This window comes from Aquabacterium sp., assembly GCF_044226965.1.
GTDB lineage: Bacteria > Pseudomonadota > Gammaproteobacteria > Burkholderiales > Burkholderiaceae_C > Pseudaquabacterium.
On record NZ_JBGAGA010000050.1, the window covers coordinates 15,069 to 37,127 of the forward strand.

Below are 22,059 nucleotides of genomic sequence, written 5' to 3' on the forward strand. Positions count from 1 at the left end.
ACTTCAGCGGCCGTACACCTTGCCGAACAACTGCCAGGTCTTGCCGTCGAAGCGCATCAGCTGCTCGCGCTCGATCGGATAGAAGTCGTCAGGACCTGTCTTGACGATCACGCCCGGCAGCAGCATCGGCAGTGTCAGGTCCAGGCTGGCTGCCTGCTTCATCACGTTGTCGTGCGTCAGGTTGTCGCCGCATTGCTTGAGCACCTGCACCAGCGTCTGCGCCACCGTATAGCCGTAGACGTTGAAGTTGTCCTTCAGGTCGCCCTTGGGGTGGTACTGCTTCATCCAGGCGAGCCAGTCTTCCCACTCCTTTCCCTTCTGGAACTGCGGGTCGGTCGGGTCCTTGATGTAGCCGGCGGTGATGATGCCCAGCGCGTTGTCGACGCCGGCCGGCGTCAGCACCGAGCCGACCGAGCTGGACACGCTGTTGAGGTATTGCGTCGGCTTCCAGCCGATCTCGGCCGCCTTCTTGATGGCCTGTGCCGCGAACTTCGGTGTGGTGATGTTGAAGAAGGTGTCGGCGCCGGAGTTCTTCAGCGTCAGCATCTGGCTGTCGACCGTGGGGTCGGTCACCTCGTAGCTCTGGCGCGAGACGATCATGGTCTTGGCCTTGTCGCCCAGGCCGTCCTCGAAGCCCTTGAGGTAGTCCTTGCCGTAGTCGTCGTTCTGGTAGAGCACCGCGATCTTCGCGTTCGGCTTGGTCTCCAGGATGTGCGTGGCGTAGATCCGCGCCTCGCTCTGGTAGTTGGGCTGCCAGCCCATGGTGTACGGGAAGTTCTTCGGGTCGCCCCACTTGGTGGCGCCGGTGGCCACGAACAACTGCGGCACCTTCTTGGTGTTCATGTACTTGTGGATCGCCGTGTTGCTCGGCGTGCCCAGCGGGTTGAACACCAGCAGCACCTCGTCTTCCTCGACCAGCTTGCGCGTCTGCTCCACGGTCTTGGCCGGGTTGTAGGCATCGTCCAGCGAGATCAGGTTGATCTTGCGGCCGTTGATGCCGCCCTCGGCATTGACCTTGTCGACGTAGGCGCTGATCGCCCTGCCGATCGCGCCATAGGCCGAGGCCGGACCCGAGTAGGGGCCCAGGTGGCCGACCTTGATTTCCTTGTCGGAGGCGCCGGCGTCGTACTTCTTCTGCGCCAGGGCCGGCGTGGCCAGCAGCGTGGCTACCAGACCGAGTGCAGCCAGTTTCCGCGGGATGTATCGCATCGCATGTCTCCTTGTGGGTGATCGACGGACGAAGAAATTCAGCCCACCGAGGTCGCCGGGCGCAGACGGGCCCATAGCGACTTCAACAGGCCCATGGCGCCGGTGGGCATCAGGTACATCAGCGCAATCAGTACCGCACCGTAGATCGCCCACGGCGCGGACTTGGAAATCTGGTCGGCGAGGTTCGGCACGAACTGGATGAAGATGGCGCCGAAGATCGCGCCGGGAATCGAGGCCAGGCCGCCGACGACGACGCCGACGAGGAAGGTGATCGACAGGAACACCGTGAAACTGTCCGGCGAGACGAAGGCCACGCAGATCGCGCCCAGCGCGCCGGCCACGCCGGTGAAGGCGGCCGAGATGCCGAAGGCCATGCTCTTGAACAGCGGCAGGTTGATGCCCATCGCGGTGGCCGCGATGGGATGGTCGCGGATCGCGATCAGCGCCCGGCCGATGCGCCCGCGCAGCAGGTTCCAGGCCAGCAGGAACATGACGGCCGCGACGACCAGCGTGAAGAAGTAGAGCCAGCGGTCGGCGCTGAAGGGCTGGTCGAGGAAGCGGAAGCTGAAGGGCGGCTCGGGCTTGCTGAGCACGATGCCCTGCACGCCACCGGTGTAGCCCTCGATGTTCTTGTACTTCAGCAACTGCGGCACCGCGAGCGCGAACGCGAAGGTGGCCAGCGCGAGGTAGTGCCCGCCCAGCCTCAGTGCCGGAAAGCCCATCAGGAAACCGAGCCCGAAGCACAGCACGCCGGCGATCGGCAGCGTGGCCCAGTAAGGCACCCCAAGCTTGTCCATCAGCATCGCGGCGACGTAGGCGCCGACCGCATAGAAGGCCCCATGGCCCAGCGAGATCTGGCCGTTGAAGCCGGTCAGCAGGTTCAGCCCCAGCACCGCGATGGCATAGATCAGCACCAGGTTGAACTGGAACACGCGGTAGTTCTTGAACAGGAAGGGCAGCACGCACAGGGCGGCCACCGCCAGCAGTGCGACCAGCCACTTGAGCCTGGGATTGGCCATGGCGCTCATACGCGGGTCACCACATGCTTGCCGAACAGGCCGTTCGGCTTCAGCGTCAGGATGCCGACGATGAGCACCAGCGCGACGCTGAGCTTCAACTCGGTGCCGATCACGTAGGCGCCCAGCAGGTTCTCGAGCACGCCGACGATGAATCCGCCGAGCACCGCGCCGCCGGGGTTGTCGATGCCGCCGAGCAGCGCCGCGGCAAAGCCGTACAGCAGGATGCCGCTCATCATGTTGGGGTCGAGATAGACGATCGGCGCCACCATCATGCCGGCCACCGCGCCGATGGCGGCGGCCAGCCCCCAGCCCACCGCCAGCATCCAGCTGACGCGTATGCCCACCAGCCGGGCCGAATCGGGGTTCTGCGCCGCCGCGCGCATCGCCAGGCCCACCGGGGTATAGCGGAAGAACGCATACAGCGCCGCCAGCACGCACAGCATCACCAGCGCCGAGCCGACCTCGTGGGCGGAGAAGTAGCTCGAGGCCAGCAGACCCTTCTGGTCGAACGGGCTCGGGAAGGCCTTGATCGTGTACTCGAAGATCCAGCCGGCCAGCGAGTTGAAGGTCACCAGCAGGCCGATGAAGACGATGACATTGGTGAGCACCGGCGCGCGCTCGACCGGCCGCAGGATGATGCGCTGGATCAGCAGCCCGCCGATGAAGCTGATCGCCACCGTCGCGCAGAAGGCGCCCCAGTACGGCCAGCCCGCCTGCATCAGCGCCCAGGCGATGAAGGTCGAGAAGGTGGCCATCTCGCCCTGCGCGAAATTGATGTGGTGCGTGGCCTGGTAGATCATCACCAGCGCCAGCGCAACGCTGCCGTAGATGCAGCCGTTGGCCAGGCCCGAGAAGATCTGGTGCAGGAAGGCGTCCATGTCGGCGTGGCGGCTGTGGTCAATAGCCCAGGTAGGCGCGGCGCACGTTCTCGTCGCGCTTGATGTCGTCCGCCGGGCCGCTGAGCGCCACGCGGCCGGTCTCCAGCAGGTAGGCGTGGTGCGCCAGGTCCAGCGCGAGGCTGGCGTTCTGCTCCACCAGCAGCATGCTGACGCCTTCCTCGACATTGATGCGGCGCATGATCTCGAAGATGTCGGCCACGATCAGTGGCGCCAGCCCGAACGAGGGTTCGTCCAGCAGCAGCAGCTTGGGCCGCAGCATCAGCGCGCGGCTGATCGCCAGCATCTGCTGCTCGCCGCCCGAGAGCGTGCCGGCCTGCTGGTGCCGGCGCTGGCCCAGGCGCGGAAAGCGGCGGTAGGCATGCTCGATGTCCGCGGCCACCGCGTCGCGGTCGCGCCGCGCGTAGGCGCCGAGCTTGAGGTTGTCCTCCACCGACAGGGCGGTGAAGGTGCCGCGGCCGTCGGGCACATGGGCCACGCCCATGCGCACCACCGATTCGGTGCTCCGGCCCACCAGCTGCACGCCGTTCAGCTCGATGCTGCCGCTGGTGCGCACCATCTGGCAGATCGCGCGCAAGGTGGTGGTCTTGCCGGCGCCGTTGGCGCCGAGGATCGCGGTGATCTGGCCGGGCGCCAGCGCGAAGTCGATGCCGAACAGCACCTGGGTGGCGCCGTAGGCTGCATTCAGTCCGCGCACCGACAGCAGCTCAGACATGGGCGGTCTCGCGCGGTGCGTCGGCCGTGGCGTGGGCCGGCGTGCCGAGGTAGGCGGCAATCACCTCCGGGTGCTGCTGGATCTCGGCCGGGCTGCCTTCGGCAATCTTGCGGCCGAAGTTCAGCGCGACGATGTGGTCCGACACGCCCATCACCAGGCTCATGTGGTGCTCCACCAGCAGCACCGTGATCTTCAGCCGGTCGCGAACGTCGGTGATCAGCCGGCCGAGGTCGGACAACTCCTCGTGGTTCAGCCCGGCCGCCGGCTCGTCCAGCAGCAGCAGCTTGGGGTCGGCGGCCAGCGCGCGCCCCATCTCCACGCGCTTTTGCGTGCCGAAGGGCAGGTCGCCGGCAGGGCGGTCGGCCACCGCGCTGAGGTCGAGGTAGGTCATGATCTGGTCGGCGCGCTCGCGCAGCCGGCGTTCCTCGGCACCGACGAAGGGCAGCCGCAGCGCACTGGCCACGAAGCCGGCCGAAGAGCGCGCATGCGCGCCGATCATGATGTTGTCGCGCACCGGCAGCGTGCGGAACATCGCGAGGTTCTGGAAGGTGCGGCCCAGCCCGAGTGCGGCAATGCGGTGCGTGGGCAGCGCGGTGATCGACTGGCCTTCGAACAGGATGTCGCCGCTCTGGTACGCGTACAGGCGGGAGAGGCAGTTGAACAGCGTGGTCTTGCCCGCGCCGTTGGGTCCGATCAGCCCGCAGACCTGGCCTTGCGCCACGTCAAAGCTCACGCCGTCGAGGGCCACGATGCCACCGAAGCGCACTGTCACATCGCGCACGCTCAGCAGTGGATTTGTGGATACTGCCATCGTCGTCCTGTTCCGCGGCACGAGGCCCCTTGTCGCCGTTGGCGGTTTATAGGGGGCCGGTGCGCGCGGCGGTACGCGTGCTTGCCCTGACTTGGGTGACGTGGAAGAGACAGTTCCAATTCCCCAAACCCTGAGTGTTCACCTGCGAGAAAACCCGATGAGCAGCAACATCTACGAGCAACACCTCGACCGCAACGCGGCCAATTTCGTGGCCTTGTCGCCGGTGAGCTTTGTCGAGCGCAGCGCCGAGGTCTTCGGCGACCTGCCGGCGGTGGTGCATGGCACGCGCCGCTACACCTGGGCGCAAACGCGCGAGCGCTCGGCGCGGCTGGCCGCAGCGCTGCGCGCACTGGGGGTGGGGCGCCTGGGCACCGTGAGCGTGATGCTGCCCAACACGCCCGAGATGGTGGAAGCGCATTACGCCGTGCCGGCGCTGAACGCGGTGCTGAACACCCTGAACACGCGGCTCGACAGCAGCCTGCTGGCCTGGCAGCTGAACCACTGCGAGGCCGCGGTGTTGATCACCGATCGCGAGTTCGCGCCCATCATCGGGCCGGCGCTGCGCGAGCTGCGTGAGCGCTACGGCCGCGACCCGGTGGTGATCGACGTCTGCGACACCGAGTACACCGGCCCCGGCGAGCGCCTGGGCGCGCACGAGTACGAGGCGCTGCTGGCCGCGCACGATCCGCTGCCGCGGCTGGAAGGGCCGCGCGACGAGTGGGACGCCATCGCGGTGAGCTACACCTCGGGCACCACCGGCGACCCCAAGGGCGTGGTCACGCACCACCGCGGCGCCTACCTCAATGCGGTGTGCAACGCGGCCACCTGGACCATGCCGCAGTTCCCGCGCTACCTGTGGACCTTGCCGATGTTCCACTGCAACGGCTGGTGCTTCCCGTGGACCGTGGCGATGCAGGGCGGCACGCACGTGTGCCTGCGCCGCGTCGAGGCGCGGGCCATCTTCGAGGCGATGCGCCTGCACGGCGTCGACCATTACTGCGCCGCGCCGATCGTCCACAACCTGCTGATCGCCGCGCCCGCCGAGTGGCGCGAAGGCATCGCGCAGCCGGTGCGGGGCATGGTGGCCGGCGCGGCGCCACCGGCCGCGATGATCGAGGGCATGGCCCGCATCGGCATCCACATCACGCATGTCTATGGCCTGACCGAGGTCTACGGCCCGGCGGCCGTGGCGGTGCAGCGCCCGTCCTGGGCCGGCGAGAGCCTGTCCGAACAGACGCGCCTGAACGGCCGCCAGGGCGTGCGCTACCCGCTGCAGGAAGGCATGACGGTGCTGAACCCGCAGACGCTGGACGCGCTGCCGGCCGATGGCCAGACCATGGGCGAGATCATGTTCCGCGGCAACATCGTGATGAAGGGCTACCTGAAGAACCCGACCGCCACGGACAAGGCCTTCGAGGGCGGATGGTTCCACACCGGCGACCTGGCGGTGCTGGAGCCCGACCGCTACGTGAAGATCAAGGACCGCAGCAAGGACGTGATCATCTCGGGCGGCGAGAACATCAGCTCGATCGAGGTCGAGGATGCGCTGTACCGCCACCCGGCCGTGATGGCCTGCGCGGTGGTGGCGCGGCCCGACCCGAAGTGGGGCGAGACGCCGGTGGCCTATGTCGAACTCAAGCCCGGCAGCACGGTGGATGCGGCCACCCTGGTCGCGCACTGCAAGCAGCTGCTGGCCGGCTACAAGGTGCCGCGCGAGATCCGCTTCGAGGAGATCCCGAAGACCTCCACCGGCAAGATCCAGAAGTTCCAGCTGCGCGAGCGGGCGAAGTCCGCCAGCGCGATCGAGTAGCGACACGAGCAGGAGAGACCGCCATGCTGAGCACCGACGACCCGCTGCTGCTGCGCACGACCGACGCGCGCGGCGTGATCACGCTGACACTGAACCGCCCGCAGGCCTTCAACGCCTTGTCCGAGGGCCTGCTCGAGGCGCTGCAGACCGAGCTGAACCTCATCGCCCGCGACAGCACGGCCCGCGTGGTCGTGATCGCCGCGGCGGGGCGTGCATTCTGCGCCGGGCACGACCTGCGCGAGATGCGGGCCACGCCTTCGCAGCGTTACTACGAAGGCCTGTTCGCACAATGCGGCCGCGTGATGCTGGCGCTGCAGCAACTGGAGGTGCCGGTGATCGCGCGCGTGCACGGCGTGGCCACCGCCGCCGGCTGCCAGCTGGTGGCGATGTGCGACCTGGCCGTGGCTGCGCGCGATGCGCGCTTTGCCGTCAGCGGCGTCAACCTCGGTCTGTTCTGCTCGACGCCCAGCGTCGCGCTGTCGCGCAACGTCTCGCGCAAGGCGGCGTTCGAGATGCTGGTGACCGGTGGCTTCATCTCGGCCGAAGAGGCGCTGGCCAAGGGCCTGGTGAACCGCGTGGTGGATGCGGCACGGCTGGACGCCGAGGTCGAGTCGCTGGTGGCCAGCATCGTCAGCAAGCCCCGCGTCGCGCTGGCCATGGGCAAGCAGCTGTTCTACCGCCAGCTCGAGATGGGCATCGAAGCGGCCTACGCCGAGGCGGCCGAGACCATGGCCTGCAACATGATGGACCGCTGCGCGCTCGACGGCGTGCAGGACTTCCTGGACAAGAAACCGGCGAAGTCCTGACGCGTGGCGGGCAGGCTCAGGCGGCCGAGGAGACCTTGTGCCGCATCAGGCGGCCTTTTTCGCGCTCCCAGTCGCGCTTCTTCTCGGTCTCGCGCTTGTCGTGCTGGGCCTTGCCCTTGGCCAGCGCGATGTCGGCCTTCACCCGGCCGCCCTTGTAGTGCAGGTTCACTGGCACCAGCGTGAAGCCCTTCTGTTCGACCTTGCCGATCAGCCGCCGGATCTCGGCCTTGTGCATCAGCAGCTTCTTGGTACGGTCCGGCTCGGGGTGCACGTGGGTCGAGGCCGAGCGCAGCGCATTGATGCGCAGCCCGATCAGGTACAGCTCGCCGTCGCGGATGACCACGTAGCCATCGGTCATCTGCACCTGGCCTTCGCGAATGGCCTTGATCTCCCAGCCCTGCAGCACGACGCCCGCCTCGTGGAATTCCTCAAGGTGGTAGTCGAAGCGGGCGCGGCGGTTTTCGGCAATCGTGTTGGACATGGTGCAAGCAAGTGGGGCCGCGAGGTGCGAAACCAAGCGGCCCCTAGAATCTTGCGCATTGTATGAAGCATGTGAAGAAGTCGGTCCTGCTGTGGTACTCGCCGCGCGAGATGTACGACCTGGTGGTCGACATCCAGCGATACCCGGCCTTCCTGCCGTGGTGCGAGAAGGCCGAGCTGCTGGCCGAGGACGACCAGGGCATGACCGCGCGCCTGCACCTGGCCTTTGCCGGGCTGCGACACGCCTTCACCACGCGCAACACGCATGCGCAGGACCAGACGGTCGAGATCGCGCTGGTCGACGGACCGTTCTCGGTGCTCGATGGCCTGTGGCGCTTCCACCCGATCGGCGCGGCCGGCCCGCTGCCGGCCTGCCGCATCGAGTTCGACCTGAGCTATGCCTTCTCCAGCGGCGCGCTGGAGACGGTGCTGAGCCCGGTGTTCGACAAGGTGGCCAACACCTTCGTCGATTCCTTCGTGCAGCGCGCGGAGCAGGTCTATGGCCAGCGCTGAGCACGCGGCCGGCATGATCGACGTCGAGCTGGCCTACGCGCCTGCGCCGCATCGGCTGATGCGCCTGAGCCTGCGCCTGCCAGCCGGTGTCACGGCGGCCGAAGCGCTGCGCGCCAGCGGCTGGCCGGCACAGCTGGGCGAAGCGGCGATGGCGGGCTTGAAGCTCGGGCTGTGGGGCCGGGTGTGCACGCCGGAACAGGTGCTGCGGGAACGTGACCGGCTCGAGCTCTACCGCCCGCTGCAGGTCGATCCGAAGGAGGCGCGGCGCCAGCGCTACCGGCGCGACGGGCTCAAGCGCAAGCCACGCGGCTGAGGGCCGCCGATCAGCGGTTCAGCGGCACTCGGACGCCACCACCTGCCGCGCGCGCTGCATCTCCTCGGCACGCGTCTTGTCGTCGAGGATCTCGCGTTCGCCCTTGTCATTGACGCGAGCCAGCCGCATGCCGCTTTCCAGACCGGCGATCTGCTGCCGGGCGCGGCTGCAGTTCTCGGCGCGCTGCGCGGCAAGCTTGTCGTCCTCGGCCTTCTGCGCCGACTTCCTCTCTTGCTCTTGCTTGGCCTTGCGCGCCTCGATCTCGGGGTCGACGCGCGGCTTGGCATCCGCTGCCGCGGCGCTGGCGGCCGAGGCGGGCGGCGCACTGCTGCTCGTGCTGGCCCGGCGCACGGTGTCGGAAGGCCGCTGCAGCACGTTCTTGTCGGGAATCTCGCGCGGCGGTGGCAGGTCGCTGACGTGGGTCTGGCCCTTCTCGTCCTTCCACTTCCATTGAGCATGCGCGGGCAGGGCCGCCACCAGCAGGCCCAGGGCCAGCCAGCAACTGCCAATCGCACCGATGGTGCTGGGCGCCCGTCTTTGTCGCATCGTCAATCCCCAAACCGAGTGTCAGGCGGCAGTGTACCGGCGGCCTGCCGTGCACAGCGCCACAAATCGTGAACTGCGTCCCGCCGCCCGAGGGCGATTGGGGCGGTCCCTATAATCCGCTTTTGCGTCTGGAGCATTCCCCATGCGCCTTCTCGGCAAAGCGCTCACCTTCGACGATGTGTTGTTGGTGCCTGCCTTCTCCACGGTGTTGCCACGCGACACCAGCCTGGCGACCAAGCTGTCGCGCAACATCACGCTGAACCTGCCGCTGGTGTCCGCTGCAATGGATACCGTCACCGAAGCGCGGCTGGCGATCGCCATCGCGCAGGAAGGTGGCATCGGCATCGTGCACAAGAACCTCACGCCCAAGCAGCAGGCGGCCGAGGTGGCGCGGGTCAAGCGCTATGAATCCGGCGTGCTGCGCGACCCGATCACCATCTCGCCCGGCGTGCCGGTGCGCGACGTGCTGGCGCTGTCCAAGCAGCATGGCATCTCGGGCTTCCCGGTGATCGAGGACGGCCGCGTCGTCGGCATCGTCACCAACCGCGACCTGCGCTTCGAGACCCGGCTCGACGTTCCGGTGCGCGAGATCATGACCCCGCGCGAGAAGCTGGTGGTCGTGAAGGAGGGCGCCAGCCTCGACGAAGGCAAGACGCTGATGCACCGTCACAAGCTCGAGCGCGTGCTGGTCGTCAACGACGATTTCGAACTGCGCGGCCTGATGACGGTGAAGGACATCACCAAGCAGACCAGCTTCCCGAACGCCGCGCGCGACAAGCACGGCAAGCTGCGGGTCGGCGCCGCGGTCGGCGTGGGCGACGGCACCGAGGAACGCGTGGAACTGCTGGTGAAGGCCGGCGTCGACGTGCTGGTGGTCGACACCGCGCACGGCCACTCGGCCGGCGTGATCGACCGTGTGCGCTGGGTCAAGAAGCACTACCCGCAGGTCGACGTGATCGGCGGCAACATCGCCACCGGGGCGGCGGCACAGGCGCTGGTCGAGGCCGGCGCCGATGCCGTGAAGGTCGGCATCGGGCCCGGCTCGATCTGTACCACCCGCATCGTCACCGGCGTGGGCGTGCCGCAGATCATGGCCATCGATTCGGTGGCCAGGGCCCTGGCCGGCTCCGGCGTCCCGCTGATCGCCGACGGCGGCATCCGCTTCTCCGGCGACCTGGCCAAGGCCATCGCCGCCGGGGCCGACTGCGTGATGATGGGCGGTGCCTTCGCCGGCACCGAGGAAGCGCCGGGCGAGGTCATCCTCTACCAGGGCCGCAGCTACAAGAGCTACCGCGGCATGGGCTCGCTGGGCGCCATGCAGCAGGGCTCGGCCGACCGCTACTTCCAGGACAGCTCGGCCGCTTCCACCACGGCCAATGCCACCGCCAAGCTGGTGCCCGAAGGCATCGAAGGCCAGGTGCCCTACAAGGGCTCGGTGGTCGGCATCATCTTCCAGATGGCCGGTGGCCTGCGCGCGTCCATGCACTACTGCGGCTGCGCCAGCATCGCCGAGATGCAGAGCAAGGCCGAGTTCGTCGAGATCACTTCGTCGGGCATCCGCGAGAGCCACGTGCACGACGTGCAGATCACGAAGGAAGCGCCGAACTACCGGATGGAATGACGCAGAGCATGCCGGAAATCGAACGCGGGGCGAGCGCCGGGCCGTCCCAAGCCGGCCCGCAGCCCCTCGGGGTGGCGGCCGGCGTGCCCGCCGCACGGGGGGGCGACCGGAAGGCGGCGATGCCCTTCATCATGGCCGCGGTGCTGATCGACATGATCTCGATCGGCCTGATGGTGCCGGTGCTGCCGCACATCGTCGGCCGCTTCACCCACAGCAACGACGAGCAGACGCTGGCCTTCCTGGTGGTGACGCTGGCCTTCGGGCTGGCCAACTTCATGGGTTCGCCGGTGCTGGGCGCGCTGTCGGACCGCTTCGGCCGCCGGCCGGTGCTGCTGATCGGCTTTGCCGGCCTGGCGCTGAGCTTCTTCGTCACCGCCGCGGCCACCGCGCTGTGGATGCTGGTGGCGGTGCGGCTGTTCTCCGGCGCGATGCAGAGCAACATCTCGATTGCCAATGCGTACGTGGCCGACATCAGCACCCCGCAGGACCGTGCGCGCCGCTTCGGCCAGCTGGGCGCGATGTTCGGCATCGGTTTCATCCTCGGCCCGGTGATCGGCGGCGTGCTGGGTGACCACGACGTGCGGCTGCCCTTCGTCGTCGCCGGCTGCCTGGCGGTGGTGAACTGGTGCTACGGCTTCTTCGTGCTGCCCGAGTCGCTGCCGCTGGAGCGGCGGCGCGCGTTCGACTGGCGGCGGGCCAACCCGGTGGCCAGCCTGCGCGGCCTTGCCGCATTGAAGGGCGTGGGCTCGCTGGTGTTCGTGATCGGGCTGGTGAGCCTGGCCCAGTTCATGTTGCACATGAGCTGGGTGCTGTACACCAAGTTCAAGTTCGGATGGGGGCCGGGCGAGGTGGGCTGGTCGCTGTTCGCGGTGGGCGTCGTCTCGGCCTTCAGCCAGGGCGTGCTGCTCAAGCCGATGCTGGCGCGCTTCTCGCCGCAGCAGCTGGCGGTCACCGGCCTGCTGGTGGGTGCGCTGTCCTACCTGGGTTTCGGGCTCGCGACCCAGGGCTGGATGATGTACATCGTCATCAGCTTCGGCCTGCTGGGGGGGGCCGCACAGGCGGCGATGCAGAGCATCATCTCGAACGCCGCCGATCCGTCCCGCCAGGGCCAGACCATGGGCGCGGTGTCCTCGCTGAACAGCCTGATGGCCGTGGTGGCCCCGGTGATCGCGCTGGAACTGCTGCGCTGGGTGGCGCACCGCCCCACCGGCGACTGGCTGATCGGCCTGCCCTTCTTCGTCTGCAGCGCGCTGCAGTTCACCGCGGCGGTCGTGGCGGCGCGCTTCTTCCGCAGCCATGCCACCCTGGTCGCCAAACCGGCCTGACGCATTCCCGGCCCATCGCCTTGCCATGAACCACGACAAGATCCTGATCCTCGACTTCGGCTCGCAGGTCACGCAGCTGATCGCGCGCCGCGTGCGCGAGGCGCATGTCTACTGCGAGATCCACCCGAACGACGTCTCGGCCGACTTCATCCGCGCGTTCAACCCCAAGGGCATCATCCTCTCGGGCAGCCATGCCAGCACGTACGAGGAGCACGAGCTGCGCGCGCCCGAGATCGTCTGGCAGCTGGGCATTCCGGTGCTCGGCATCTGCTATGGCATGTTCACGATGACGGTGCAGCTGGGTGGCCAGGTGGAAGCGTCCACGCACCGCGAGTTCGGCTATGCCGAGGTGCGGGCGCATGGCCACACCCGGCTGCTCGAAGGCATCGAGGACCACCGCACGCCCGAGGGCCACGGCCTGCTGAAGGTGTGGATGAGCCACGGCGACAAGGTCACTGCGCTGCCGCCCGGCTTCTCGCTGATGGCCAGCACGCCAAGCTGCCCGATCGCCGGCATGGCCGATGAACAACGGCGTTATTACGGCGTGCAGTTCCACCCCGAGGTCACGCACACGCTACAGGGCCGCGTGCTGCTGGAGCGCTTCGTGCTGCAGATCTGCGGCGTGCGCGCCGACTGGATCATGCGCGACCACGTCGAGGAAGCCGTGCAGCGCATCCGCGAGCAGGTGGGCGACGAGGAGGTGATCCTCGGGCTCTCCGGCGGCGTCGATTCCAGCGTCGCCGCGGCGCTGATCCACCGTGCCATCGGCGACCAGCTGACCTGCGTGTTCGTCGACCACGGCCTGCTGCGCCTGAACGAGGGCGCGATGGTCATGGACATGTTCGCCGGCCGCCTGCATGCCAAGGTGATCCACGTCGACGCGAGCGCGCAATTCCTCGGCCACCTGACCGGCCTGACCGACCCCGAGGCCAAGCGCAAGATCATTGGCCGCGAGTTCGTCGAGGTGTTCCAGGCCGAGGCGAAGAAACTGTCGAACGCCAAATGGCTGGCGCAAGGCACCATCTACCCGGACGTGATCGAAAGCGGCGGCGCCAAGACCAAGAAGGCCACGACGATCAAGAGCCACCACAACGTCGGCGGCCTGCCCGAGACGCTGGGCCTGAAGCTGCTGGAACCGCTGCGCGACCTGTTCAAGGACGAGGTTCGCGAGCTCGGCGTGGCGCTGGGCCTGCCGCACGAGATGGTCTACCGCCATCCGTTCCCGGGTCCGGGCCTGGGCGTGCGCATCCTCGGCGAGGTGAAACGCGAGTACGCCGACCTGCTGCGCCGCGCCGATGCCATCTTCATCGACGAGCTGCGCGCGGCGAAGGACGAAGCCAGCGGCAAGAGCTGGTACGACCTGACCAGCCAGGCCTTCGCGGTGTTCCTGCCGGTGAAGAGCGTCGGCGTGATGGGCGACGGCCGCACCTACGACTACGTGGTGGCGCTGCGCGCGGTGCAGACCAGCGACTTCATGACCGCCGACTGGGCGGAGCTGCCGTACAGCCTGCTGAAGAAGGTGTCCAGCCGCATCATCAACGAGGTGCGCGGCATCAACCGCGTCACCTACGACGTCAGCTCGAAGCCACCGGCAACCATCGAGTGGGAGTGAGCGGCCCCGACCGCGGACCATGAGCGCGACCCGCCCTGCAGACGAAACCGCGATGCGCATAGCGCTCGACCAGGCGCTCAATGCGCAACTGGCGGGCGAGGTGCCCGTGGGCGCCGTGATCATGCGCGACGGGCAGGTGATCGCCACCGGCTACAACCGGCCGATCACGACGCACGACCCGACCGCGCATGCCGAGATCGTCGCGCTGCGCCATGCCGCGCAGTTGCTCGAGAACTACCGCCTGCCCGAGTGCGAGCTGTATGTGACGCTCGAGCCCTGCGCGATGTGCGCGATGGCGCTGATGCATGCGCGCTTCAAGCGCGTGGTGTTCGGCGCCCATGACCCGAAGACCGGCGCCGCGGGCTCGGTGGTCGACCTTTTTGCGCAGCCTTTGCTGAATCACCAGACCGAAGTCGTCGGTGGTGTCCTGGCGGATGTGTCGTCCCAGCTCCTGCGCGGCTTCTTCGCCGAGCGCCGGGCGCAGCAGAAGGCCGCGCGGGGGTTGCCGCTCGAGGACGAAGAGGCCGAACGCGCAGCCCCGATCCCGACCGGCGACGCGATCGAACTGCCCGACGCCGACCTGACCTGACCTTGCCCCTGGCCAACCCATGAGCTCAATGATCGTGTTCGCCCCTTCGGGCGTGGAACTGCGCGCGCCGGCGTTGAGGCTCGCGCGTCAGCGGCTGGAGGCGCTGGGCTTCGACGTGACGCTGGATGCCAGTGTGCGGGCCCGGTACCAGCGTTTCGCGGGCGACGAAGCCACGCGCCTGGCCACCCTGCAGCGCGTGGCCGATGCGGCGCCTTCGATCGCGCTGGCCTGCCGCGGCGGCTACGGCCTGACCCGCTCGCTCGATGCCATCGACTGGTCCCGCCTGGCGCGCAGCGTCGAGCGCGGCACGCGCTGGGTCGGCTTCAGCGACATGACCGCACTGCAGCTCGGACTGCTGGCGCACACCGGTGCCGAGAGCTGGCATGGCCCGATGGCCTGCGACGACTTCGGCCGCAGCGACGAGGCGGGCGGTGTCGACGAGGTGGCCCGCGATTGCTTCGTCGAAGCCATGTCCGGCGAACTGGAAGCGGTGGGCTTCCGCACCGAACCCGGCTTCGACGGTCTGCAGGCGCGTGGCGTGCTGTGGGGCGGCAACCTGGCGATGGTGCAGTCGCTGCTCGGCACGCCGCATTGGCCTCGGGTGAAGGGCGGCGTGCTGTTCCTCGAGGACGTCAGCGAGCATCCCTACCGCATCGAACGCATGCTCTTGCAGTTGCACCAGGCCGGCGTGCTGGCGGCGCAGAAGGCGGTGCTGCTGGGGGCGTTCACCGACTATCGCAAGTCGGCCAACGATCGCGGCTATTCCTTGAAGAGCTGCATTGCGCACCTGCGCAGCGTGTGCCGCACGCCACTGCTCACGGGCTTGCCCTTTGGCCATGTGCCGACCAAGGTGACCTTGCCGATCGGCCGTCGCGTCCAGTTGCTGGTCGAGGGCCGCGACGCGCTGATCGGTTGGTAGCGCCCGGCCGCCGGCTCGTCTAGACAGGCATCCCTAATCGGTGCCAGCCCCGGATAACCCCGAGGCACGGGCCTTGCTGTACCCCCTAGAATTCTTTGATCGCCTCGAAACGGGCCGGCCACAAGCCAGTTCTGTCGAGGCGCCACTTTTTTTGGCTTGGCTTCGGGCCCATCCGGCCCCGGTCGATGCATGCACCAGGAGTGCCCGCATGCGCGGAACTGATCTCATCAGGCGGCTGGCCTTGGCACTGGCGGCCGCTGTTGTCGCGCTCGCGGCCGGCTGCAACAACAGCCCGCTGCCGGCGGGGGCCGAGCGGAAAAACGTCCTGTACTACTCGTTCGAGGAGCGTTCACCGCGCTACCTGGACCCCACGGCCTCCTACGCCAACAACGAGAGTGCCTACACGTTCCAGATCTACGAGCCGCCCTACGGTTACCACTATCTGAAGCGGCCGTACACGCTGATCCCGAAGTCTGCCGCCGCCGTGGCGCATCCGGTCTACCTGGACAAGGATGGCAAGACGCTGCCGGACGACGCGCCGGCCGAGGCCATTGCCGAGAGCGTGTACGACGTGCACATCAAGCCCGGCATCAAGTACCAGCCCCACCCGGCCTTCGCCGTGGACGAGAAGGGTCAGTATCGCTACCACCACCTAACGCGCGAACAGCTCGGCAACAAGCGTTCGCCGTGGGACTTCGAGTTCCAGGGCACGCGCGAGCTGGTGGCCGATGACTTCGTCTACGCCCTCAAGCGCCATTCGACGCCCCGCATCGAGGCGCCGGTGTACTCGGTGTTCGCCGAATACGTGATCGGGCTGAAGGAGTACTCCGAGACCATCAAGCGTGAAGACGCCCGGCTGCTGAAGGACCTGCCGAAGGACGTGCGCGACAAGCCCTTCCTGGACTTCCGCAAGTTCCCGCTGGCCGGCACCTACGCGGTGGACAAGTACACCTGGCGCATCCGCCTCAAGGGCAAGTACCCGCAGTGGAGCTATTGGATGGCGATGCCCTTCCTCGCGCCGGTGCCTTGGGAGGCCGATGCCTTCTATGCCCAGGATGGCATGAACGAGAACGGCCTGTCCCTGAACCAGTGGCCGGTGGGCACCGGGCCGTTCATGATGGCCGAGTTCATCCGCGACCGGCGCCATGTGCTCAAGCGCAATCCGAACTACCACGGTGAGACCTACCCGTGTGACGGCATGCCCGAGGACAAGGCCGCCGGCCTGCTGGAGGACTGTGGCAAGCCGCTGCCCTTCGTCGACACGCTGTACGTGACGATGGAAAAGGAGAAGGTCTCGCGCAAGGAGAAGTTCCTGCAGGGCTTCTTCGACGTGCCGGAGATCGAGCGGCCCGAATGGGGTGTCGACTTCCGCAACGACGCCGAGGATTCCGACGCCGTGAAGCGCCAGTACGAACGGCGCGGCTACAAGTTCCCGGTGATGACCGACATCAGCAACTGGTACTTCGGCTTCAACATGCTGGACCCGGTGGTGGGCTGGGGCAGCACGCCCGAACAGCAGGAGAAGAACCGCAAGCTGCGGCAGGCCATCGCCATCGCGATCGACTATGAAGAGGGCTATGGCCGCATCTTCAAGCACAAGGGGGGCGAGGCTGCGCACAGCCCGGTGCCGCCAGGCCTGTTCGGCTCGCGCGAAGGCCAGCCGGGCTACTACAACCCGGTGACGCACATGCTGAAGGACGGCAAGGTCGTGCGTCGCCCGATCGAGGACGCGAAGAAGCTGCTGGCCGAGGCCGGCTACCCCGACGGACGGGATGCCTCGGGCAAGCCGCTGGTGCTGAACTACGACTTCCAGCGCGCGGTGACGCCCGAGTTCAAGAGCGAGAACGACTGGATGGCCAAGCAGTTCGCCAAGCTCGGCATCCAGCTCGAGATCCGTGCCACCGACTTCAACCAGTACCAGGACAAGACGCTCAAGGGCAAGCACCAGCTGTTCTGGGCCGGCTGGCTGGCCGACTATCCGGACGCCGAGAATTTCCTGTTCCTGCTGTACGGGCCGAACTCGAAGTCGAAGTTCAACGGCGAGAACATCGCGAACTACGACAACCCGCAGTTCAATGCGCTGTATCGCCAGTTGCAGTCACTGGACGACGGCCCGCGCAAGCAGGAGGTGATCGACAAGATGGTCGACATCGTGCGGCGCGACAGCCCCTGGTGCTTCGGCTACTTCCCCTGGGGCGGGCTGGCCTTCCAGCAGTGGGTCCACAACGGCAAGCCCAGCATCATGATCCGTGACATGGCCAAGTACTACCGCGTCGACGCCGAACTGCGCGCCCGCAAGCAGGCCGAGTGGAACCATCCGATTGCCTGGCCCCTGGCCTTGCTCGCGCTGGCCGCGGCGGCGCTGGCCTGGATCGCGCGGCGCAGCTTCCGCCTGCGGGAGACCGCCACCGCGCGCGGCACCCCCGTCGCCAACCAGGCGTCCTGATCATGGGCAACTACATCGTCCGCCGTATCGGCTACGGCGTGCTGATCCTGATCGGCGTCAACCTGCTGACCTTCTTCCTGTTCTTCACCGTCAACACGCCCGATGACATGGCGCGGCTAAACATCGGCGGCAAGCGTGTCACGCAGGAACAGATCGACAAGTGGAAATCCGAGCGCGGCTATGACAAGCCGCTGTACTGGGCGGACAAGGAAGAGGGCAGCCACAAGCTCACGAACACCGTGCTGTGGGAGCGCTCGATCTCGCTGATGGCGCTGGACTTCGGCCGCAGTGATTCGGCCCGTGCGGTGGACATCGGGCACGAGGTCGCCACGCGCATGGGCGTGAGCCTGCAACTGGCCGTGCCCTTGTTCGCGCTGCAGCTGATCGTCAGCGTGTCGTTCTCGCTGATGCTGGTGTTCTTCCGGCACTCCCGCATCGACTTCTGGGGCGTGGTGCTGTGCGTGCTGATGCTGTCGATTTCGAGCCTGTTCTACATCATCGTCGGCCAGTACCTGTTCTCGCGCGTGCTGCGCCTGGTGCCGATCTCGGGCTTCGCGCCGGGGCTGGACGCGGTGCGCTTTCTCGCGCTGCCGGTGGTGCTCTCGCTGCTGGCGCGGCTGGGTGGCGAGGCACGGCTCTATCGCGCGATGTTCCTGGAGGAGATCGGCAAGGACTACGTGCGCACCGCGCGCGCCAAGGGCCTGAGCGAGCAGGTGGTGCTGTTCCGCCATGTGCTGCGCAATGCGCTGATCCCCATCGTCACCAGCGCCGGAGCCTACCTGCCGTATGTCTTCCTCGGCAGCCTGGTCTTCGAGAGCTTCTTCGGCATTCCCGGCCTGGGTGCCTTCGTGATCGAGGCCATTGCGGGCCAGGACTTCGCGATCGTGCGCACGATGGTGTTCCTCGGCTCGCTGCTGTACATCGCCACCAACGTGCTGCTCGACGTCGCCTACACCTGGATCGATCCGCGCGTGCGCCTGTCCTGAGCCCCGGGAACCGACATGTCCTTCAAATACGTTCTGCTGTGGACCGATGCGGCGCTGTGGCTGCTGTTCGTCGCGCTGGGCCTCTACGTCTGGCGCATCGCGCGCCACGAGCAACTGCGCGTGACCTGGGGCAAGGTGCTGCGCGATCCGGCGGCGCTGTGCTCGGCGCTGGTGCTGCTGCTGTTCCTGGGTGTCACGGCGCTGGACAGCGTGCACTTCCGCCGCGCGCTGCCGCCCAGCCCGGGCCAGGCGGCCGACCAGGTGTTCTATGACACGCGTTCGGAGTCGCTGCTCGACCTGGTGCTCTCGCGCCAGATCCGCATGCGCGAGGCCACCTATTCGGCACCGCTGGCCTACGAGGCCTTGACCAAGCAACCGGTCGAACGCGACGGCCAGATCGTGCGCGAATTGCCGCGCCTGGCCTACGGCGGCGCGCACCTGAAGGACCCGGCGCAGGAATGGGCTCGCGACGTGGCCACCCGCGCCGTCAGTGGGGCCCTGGCCGGGCTGCTGCTGGCGGCGCTGTGTGGCCTGGTGGCGGCCTGGCTGCTGCGCCGTGCGCACGGTGGCGTGGCCGCTGCGTGGCGGGCCATCGCGGCCGACCGCACCGCGCTGCCGGTGCGCGCGCTGGTCATCACGATGGGCGTGACCTGCCTGCTCGGCGGCGTGGTGGGCGCACTGATGGGCCACTACCACGTGTTCGGCACCGACCGCACCGGCAACGACGTGCTGGTGCTGACGCTCAAGAGCGTTCGCACGGCCTTCGTGATCGGCTCGCTGTCGACGCTGGCCACCTTGCCGATCGCCGTGACCCTGGGCATCCTGGCCGGCTACTTCAGGGGTTGGGTCGACGAGGCGGTGCAGTACCTGTACACCACGCTGTCCTCGGTGCCCAGCGTGCTGCTGATCGCCGCCTGCGTGCTGATGGTGCAGGTGGGCCTGGACAAGCACCCCGAATGGTTCGAGACCGGCGTCGAGCGCTCGGATCTGAAGGTGTTCATGCTGTGCGCCATCCTCGGCGTGACCGGCTGGGCCACGCTGTGCCGCCTGGTGCGGGCCGAAACGCTGAAGCTGCGCGAGCTCGACTTCGTGCAGGCCGCCACGGCCTTCGGTGTCAGCCCGGCCCGCATCATGGCGCGGCACATCCTGCCGAATGTCGTGCACCTGATCCTGATCACGACGGTGCTGAACTTCAGCGACCTCATCCTCTATGAAGCAGTGCTGACCTACGTGGGCGTCGGTGTCGACCCCTCGACCAGCAGCTTCGGCGGCATGATCAACCTGGCCCGCTACGAGATGAGCCGCGATCCGCTGGTCTGGTGGTCCTTCCTGTCCGCCTTCGGCTTCATGGTCGCGCTGGTGCTGGCCGCCAACCTGTTCTCCGACGGCGTGCGCGACGCCTTCGATCCCCGCTCGCGTGCGCTGCGCGCGCGCCTCGCCTCGCGCAAGCCTGCCTGAAGAGACCCGTTGCCATGCTGACGATCGACAACCTCAAGGTCTCGCTGGATGCGGATGCCGGCCTGGTCAAGGCCATCGACGGGCTCGCGCTGTCGATCAAGCGCGGTGAAACCTTCGCGCTGGTCGGCGAATCCGGCTGCGGCAAGAGCATGACGGCGCTGGCCTTGATGCGCCTGCTGCCCGACAACGGCCAGGTCGACGACGGCCGCGTCAACCTCGATGGCGGCACCGATGTGCTCGGCCTTACCGAAGCGCAGATGCGCGGCGTGCGGGGTGGTCGCATCGGCATGATCTTCCAGGAGCCTTCGACCAGCCTGAACCCGGTGATGAAGGTGGGCGACCAGATCGTCGAGGCGATCGAGGCCCACACCGCGCTGCGCGGCGCGGCGGCGCGGGCCAAGGCCATCGAGTGGCTGCGCAAGGTCGGCATTCCCGAGCCCGAGCGCCGCATCGACGACTATCCCTTCCGCATGAGCGGCGGCCAGAAGCAGCGCGTGATGATCGCGATGACCCTGGCCTCCGAGCCCGACTACCTGATCGCCGACGAGCCGACCACCGCCCTGGACGTGACGATCCAGAAGCAGATCCTCGACCTGCTGCAGCAACTGCAGCGCGAGCAGGGCATGGGCCTGCTGCTGATCACGCACGACCTGGCCGTGGTGGCCGGCATGGCCCACCGCGTGGCGCTGATGTACGCGGGCCAGATCATCGAGGTGGCGACGGCCGATGCCTTCTTCGCGTCGCCGCAGCATCCCTATGCGCGCGCGCTGCTGCAGGCGCTGCCGGATGCCGATCGGCGCGGGCAGACACTGGCCGCCATCCCCGGCACCGTGCCGCCGCTAACGCTTCAGTTCAGCGGCTGCCGTTTCGCGCCGCGCTGCGCCTATGCGCAGTCGCAGTGCGAGAACACGCCACCCGCGCTGGCCACGCTGGCCGATCGCCAGGTGCGCTGCCTGCTGCTGCAGCCCGGCGGGCCGGGACTCGGCATGCCGAAGCAGCCGGTCACCGCGCCGGCGGCTGCGCCGGCCGCGGCGGCCAGCGACGCGGTGCTGCTGGACGTGCAGGACCTGCGTGTGCGCTTTCCCATCCGTGGCGGCCTGCTGCAACGCGTGCGGGCGCATTTCGATGCGGTGGGCGGCGTCTCGTTCCAGGTGCCGGTGGGGCGCACGCTGGCGCTGGTGGGCGAATCGGGCTGCGGCAAGACGACCACTGGCAAGGCCATCGTGCAGCTGCTGCGGCGCGTCGGCAGTGTGAGTGGCCGCGCGCTGATGGCTGGGCAGAACCTGTTCGAGCTGGATGGCGAGGCGCTGCGCCGCGCGCGGCGCGACGTGCAGATCATCTTCCAGGACCCGTTCGCGTCACTGAATCCGCGCATGCGGGTGTTCGAGATCCTCGAAGAGGGCCTCGCCGCGCTGCAGCCAGACACCACGCCGGCCGATCGCCGCCAGCGCGTCGAACGCATCACCGACCAGGTGGGCCTGCGGCGCGATGCGCTGGAGCGCTTTCCGCACGAGTTCTCCGGCGGCCAGCGCCAGCGCATCGCCATTGCGCGCGCGCTGGCGGTGAATCCCAAGCTGATCGTCTGCGACGAGCCGACGTCTGCCCTGGACGTGTCTGTACAAGCGCAGATCCTGAACCTGCTGCGCGAGCTGCAGCGCGAGCTGGGGGTGTCCTACCTCTTCATCACCCACAACATCGGCGTGGTCGAGTACATCGCCGATCGGGTGGCGGTGATGCAGTCCGGGCGCATTGTCGAGCAGGGCAGCACGGCGCAGGTGCTGCAGCAGCCGCAGCACGACTACACGCGTACCTTGCTGGCCGCCGTGCCGCGGCTGGTCCAGCCCGCGTAGCGGCTGCGTGACGTATCGGCAGCAATGTAAAGCTGTGTTGGCTACAGTGCCAGTTGCTTCGAGCCAACGAATTGTCAACACGGCGCTAGGTGCTTCACCCTAGCCCAACCAGCATTCGGAGTCCAAAAGCACGCA

At 67.7% G+C, this 22,059-nt stretch carries 20 protein-coding genes; 13 read left to right on the plus strand and 7 right to left on the minus strand.

Annotated features, from left to right (window positions below; translation table 11 throughout):
- Positions 1–3: 3 nt before the first annotated feature.
- From ACILR4_RS19925 to ACILR4_RS19945, 5 genes are read right to left on the minus strand one after another with little or no spacing between them, the layout of a single operon-like run.
- On the minus strand, positions 4–1,209 hold the full coding sequence (locus ACILR4_RS19925; RefSeq protein ID WP_395702618.1) for an ABC transporter substrate-binding protein: 1,206 nt from the start codon (positions 1,207–1,209) through the stop codon (positions 4–6).
- Between the two features lie 38 nt (positions 1,210–1,247).
- The gene (locus ACILR4_RS19930) at positions 1,248–2,228 is read right to left on the minus strand and encodes a branched-chain amino acid ABC transporter permease (RefSeq protein ID WP_395702619.1); all 981 of its coding nucleotides are present in this window, start codon (positions 2,226–2,228) and stop codon (positions 1,248–1,250) included.
- A 5-nt stretch (positions 2,229–2,233) separates the two neighbouring features.
- Positions 2,234–3,106 (minus strand): branched-chain amino acid ABC transporter permease, encoded by an 873-nt coding sequence (locus ACILR4_RS19935; protein ID WP_395702620.1) that lies wholly within the window; start codon positions 3,104–3,106, stop codon positions 2,234–2,236.
- A 19-nt stretch (positions 3,107–3,125) separates the two neighbouring features.
- Positions 3,126–3,839 (minus strand): ABC transporter ATP-binding protein, encoded by a 714-nt coding sequence (locus ACILR4_RS19940; RefSeq protein ID WP_395702621.1) that lies wholly within the window; start codon positions 3,837–3,839, stop codon positions 3,126–3,128.
- Positions 3,832–4,650, minus strand: coding sequence for an ABC transporter ATP-binding protein (locus ACILR4_RS19945; RefSeq protein WP_395702622.1), 819 nt, complete (start codon positions 4,648–4,650; stop codon positions 3,832–3,834). The genes ACILR4_RS19940 and ACILR4_RS19945 overlap by 8 nt, the downstream gene beginning before the upstream one ends.
- Before the next feature lie 157 nt (positions 4,651–4,807).
- On the opposite strand from ACILR4_RS19945, the gene ACILR4_RS19950 reads away from it, so the two are divergent.
- Together ACILR4_RS19950 and ACILR4_RS19955 are read left to right on the plus strand one after the other, a co-directional pair.
- On the plus strand, positions 4,808–6,460 hold the full coding sequence (locus ACILR4_RS19950; protein ID WP_395702623.1) for an acyl-CoA synthetase: 1,653 nt from the start codon (positions 4,808–4,810) through the stop codon (positions 6,458–6,460).
- 23 nt (positions 6,461–6,483) lie between these two features.
- Positions 6,484–7,266 carry an enoyl-CoA hydratase gene (locus ACILR4_RS19955; protein ID WP_395702624.1) on the plus strand — a complete coding sequence of 261 codons (783 nt, stop codon included), beginning with the start codon at positions 6,484–6,486 and terminating at the stop codon, positions 7,264–7,266.
- A 16-nt stretch (positions 7,267–7,282) separates the two neighbouring features.
- Here ACILR4_RS19955 and smpB read toward each other — a convergent pair whose 3' ends face one another.
- Complete coding sequence (smpB, locus tag ACILR4_RS19960) at positions 7,283–7,747, minus strand: SsrA-binding protein SmpB (protein ID WP_395702625.1); 465 nt, start codon at positions 7,745–7,747, stop codon at positions 7,283–7,285.
- A gap of 62 nt (positions 7,748–7,809) precedes the next feature.
- Between smpB and ACILR4_RS19965 the strand changes: the two genes are divergently transcribed.
- A complete protein-coding gene (locus tag ACILR4_RS19965; protein ID WP_395702626.1) occupies positions 7,810–8,259 on the plus strand; it encodes a type II toxin-antitoxin system RatA family toxin in 450 nt (149 codons plus the stop codon).
- Positions 8,246–8,572, plus strand: a complete 327-nt coding sequence (locus ACILR4_RS19970; RefSeq protein WP_395702627.1) for an RnfH family protein — start codon at positions 8,246–8,248, stop codon at positions 8,570–8,572. Before ACILR4_RS19965 ends, ACILR4_RS19970 begins: the two co-directional genes overlap by 14 nt.
- An 18-nt stretch (positions 8,573–8,590) precedes the next feature.
- On the opposite strand, the gene ACILR4_RS19975 is transcribed toward ACILR4_RS19970, so the two are convergent.
- Complete coding sequence (locus ACILR4_RS19975; RefSeq protein ID WP_395702628.1) at positions 8,591–9,118, minus strand: DUF4124 domain-containing protein; 528 nt, start codon at positions 9,116–9,118, stop codon at positions 8,591–8,593.
- A gap of 142 nt (positions 9,119–9,260) precedes the next feature.
- On the opposite strand from ACILR4_RS19975, the gene guaB reads away from it, so the two are divergent.
- The 9 genes from guaB (at position 9,261) to ACILR4_RS20020 (ending at position 21,924) form a co-directional block, all read left to right on the plus strand.
- Positions 9,261–10,739 carry an IMP dehydrogenase gene (gene guaB / locus ACILR4_RS19980; protein ID WP_395702629.1) on the plus strand — a complete coding sequence of 493 codons (1,479 nt, stop codon included), beginning with the start codon at positions 9,261–9,263 and terminating at the stop codon, positions 10,737–10,739.
- Positions 10,740–10,858: 119 nt separating this feature from the next.
- Positions 10,859–12,064 (plus strand): MFS transporter, encoded by a 1,206-nt coding sequence (locus tag ACILR4_RS19985; protein WP_395702630.1) that lies wholly within the window; start codon positions 10,859–10,861, stop codon positions 12,062–12,064.
- 25 nt (positions 12,065–12,089) lie between these two features.
- A complete protein-coding gene (gene guaA / locus ACILR4_RS19990; protein WP_395702631.1) occupies positions 12,090–13,676 on the plus strand; it encodes a glutamine-hydrolyzing GMP synthase in 1,587 nt (528 codons plus the stop codon).
- A 19-nt stretch (positions 13,677–13,695) separates the two neighbouring features.
- Positions 13,696–14,265 (plus strand): tRNA adenosine(34) deaminase TadA, encoded by a 570-nt coding sequence (tadA, locus tag ACILR4_RS19995; RefSeq protein ID WP_395702632.1) that lies wholly within the window; start codon positions 13,696–13,698, stop codon positions 14,263–14,265.
- 19 nt (positions 14,266–14,284) lie between these two features.
- Positions 14,285–15,184 (plus strand): LD-carboxypeptidase, encoded by a 900-nt coding sequence (locus ACILR4_RS20000; protein WP_395702633.1) that lies wholly within the window; start codon positions 14,285–14,287, stop codon positions 15,182–15,184.
- A gap of 208 nt (positions 15,185–15,392) precedes the next feature.
- The gene (locus ACILR4_RS20005) at positions 15,393–17,630 is read left to right on the plus strand and encodes an ABC transporter substrate-binding protein (protein WP_395702634.1); all 2,238 of its coding nucleotides are present in this window, start codon (positions 15,393–15,395) and stop codon (positions 17,628–17,630) included.
- A 2-nt stretch (positions 17,631–17,632) separates the two neighbouring features.
- Positions 17,633–18,616 carry an ABC transporter permease gene (locus ACILR4_RS20010; protein WP_395702635.1) on the plus strand — a complete coding sequence of 328 codons (984 nt, stop codon included), beginning with the start codon at positions 17,633–17,635 and terminating at the stop codon, positions 18,614–18,616.
- Between the two features lie 15 nt (positions 18,617–18,631).
- A complete protein-coding gene (locus ACILR4_RS20015; RefSeq protein ID WP_395702636.1) occupies positions 18,632–20,074 on the plus strand; it encodes an ABC transporter permease in 1,443 nt (480 codons plus the stop codon).
- A gap of 14 nt (positions 20,075–20,088) precedes the next feature.
- Complete coding sequence (locus ACILR4_RS20020; RefSeq protein WP_395702637.1) at positions 20,089–21,924, plus strand: ABC transporter ATP-binding protein; 1,836 nt, start codon at positions 20,089–20,091, stop codon at positions 21,922–21,924.
- Positions 21,925–22,059: the final 135 nt, after the last annotated feature.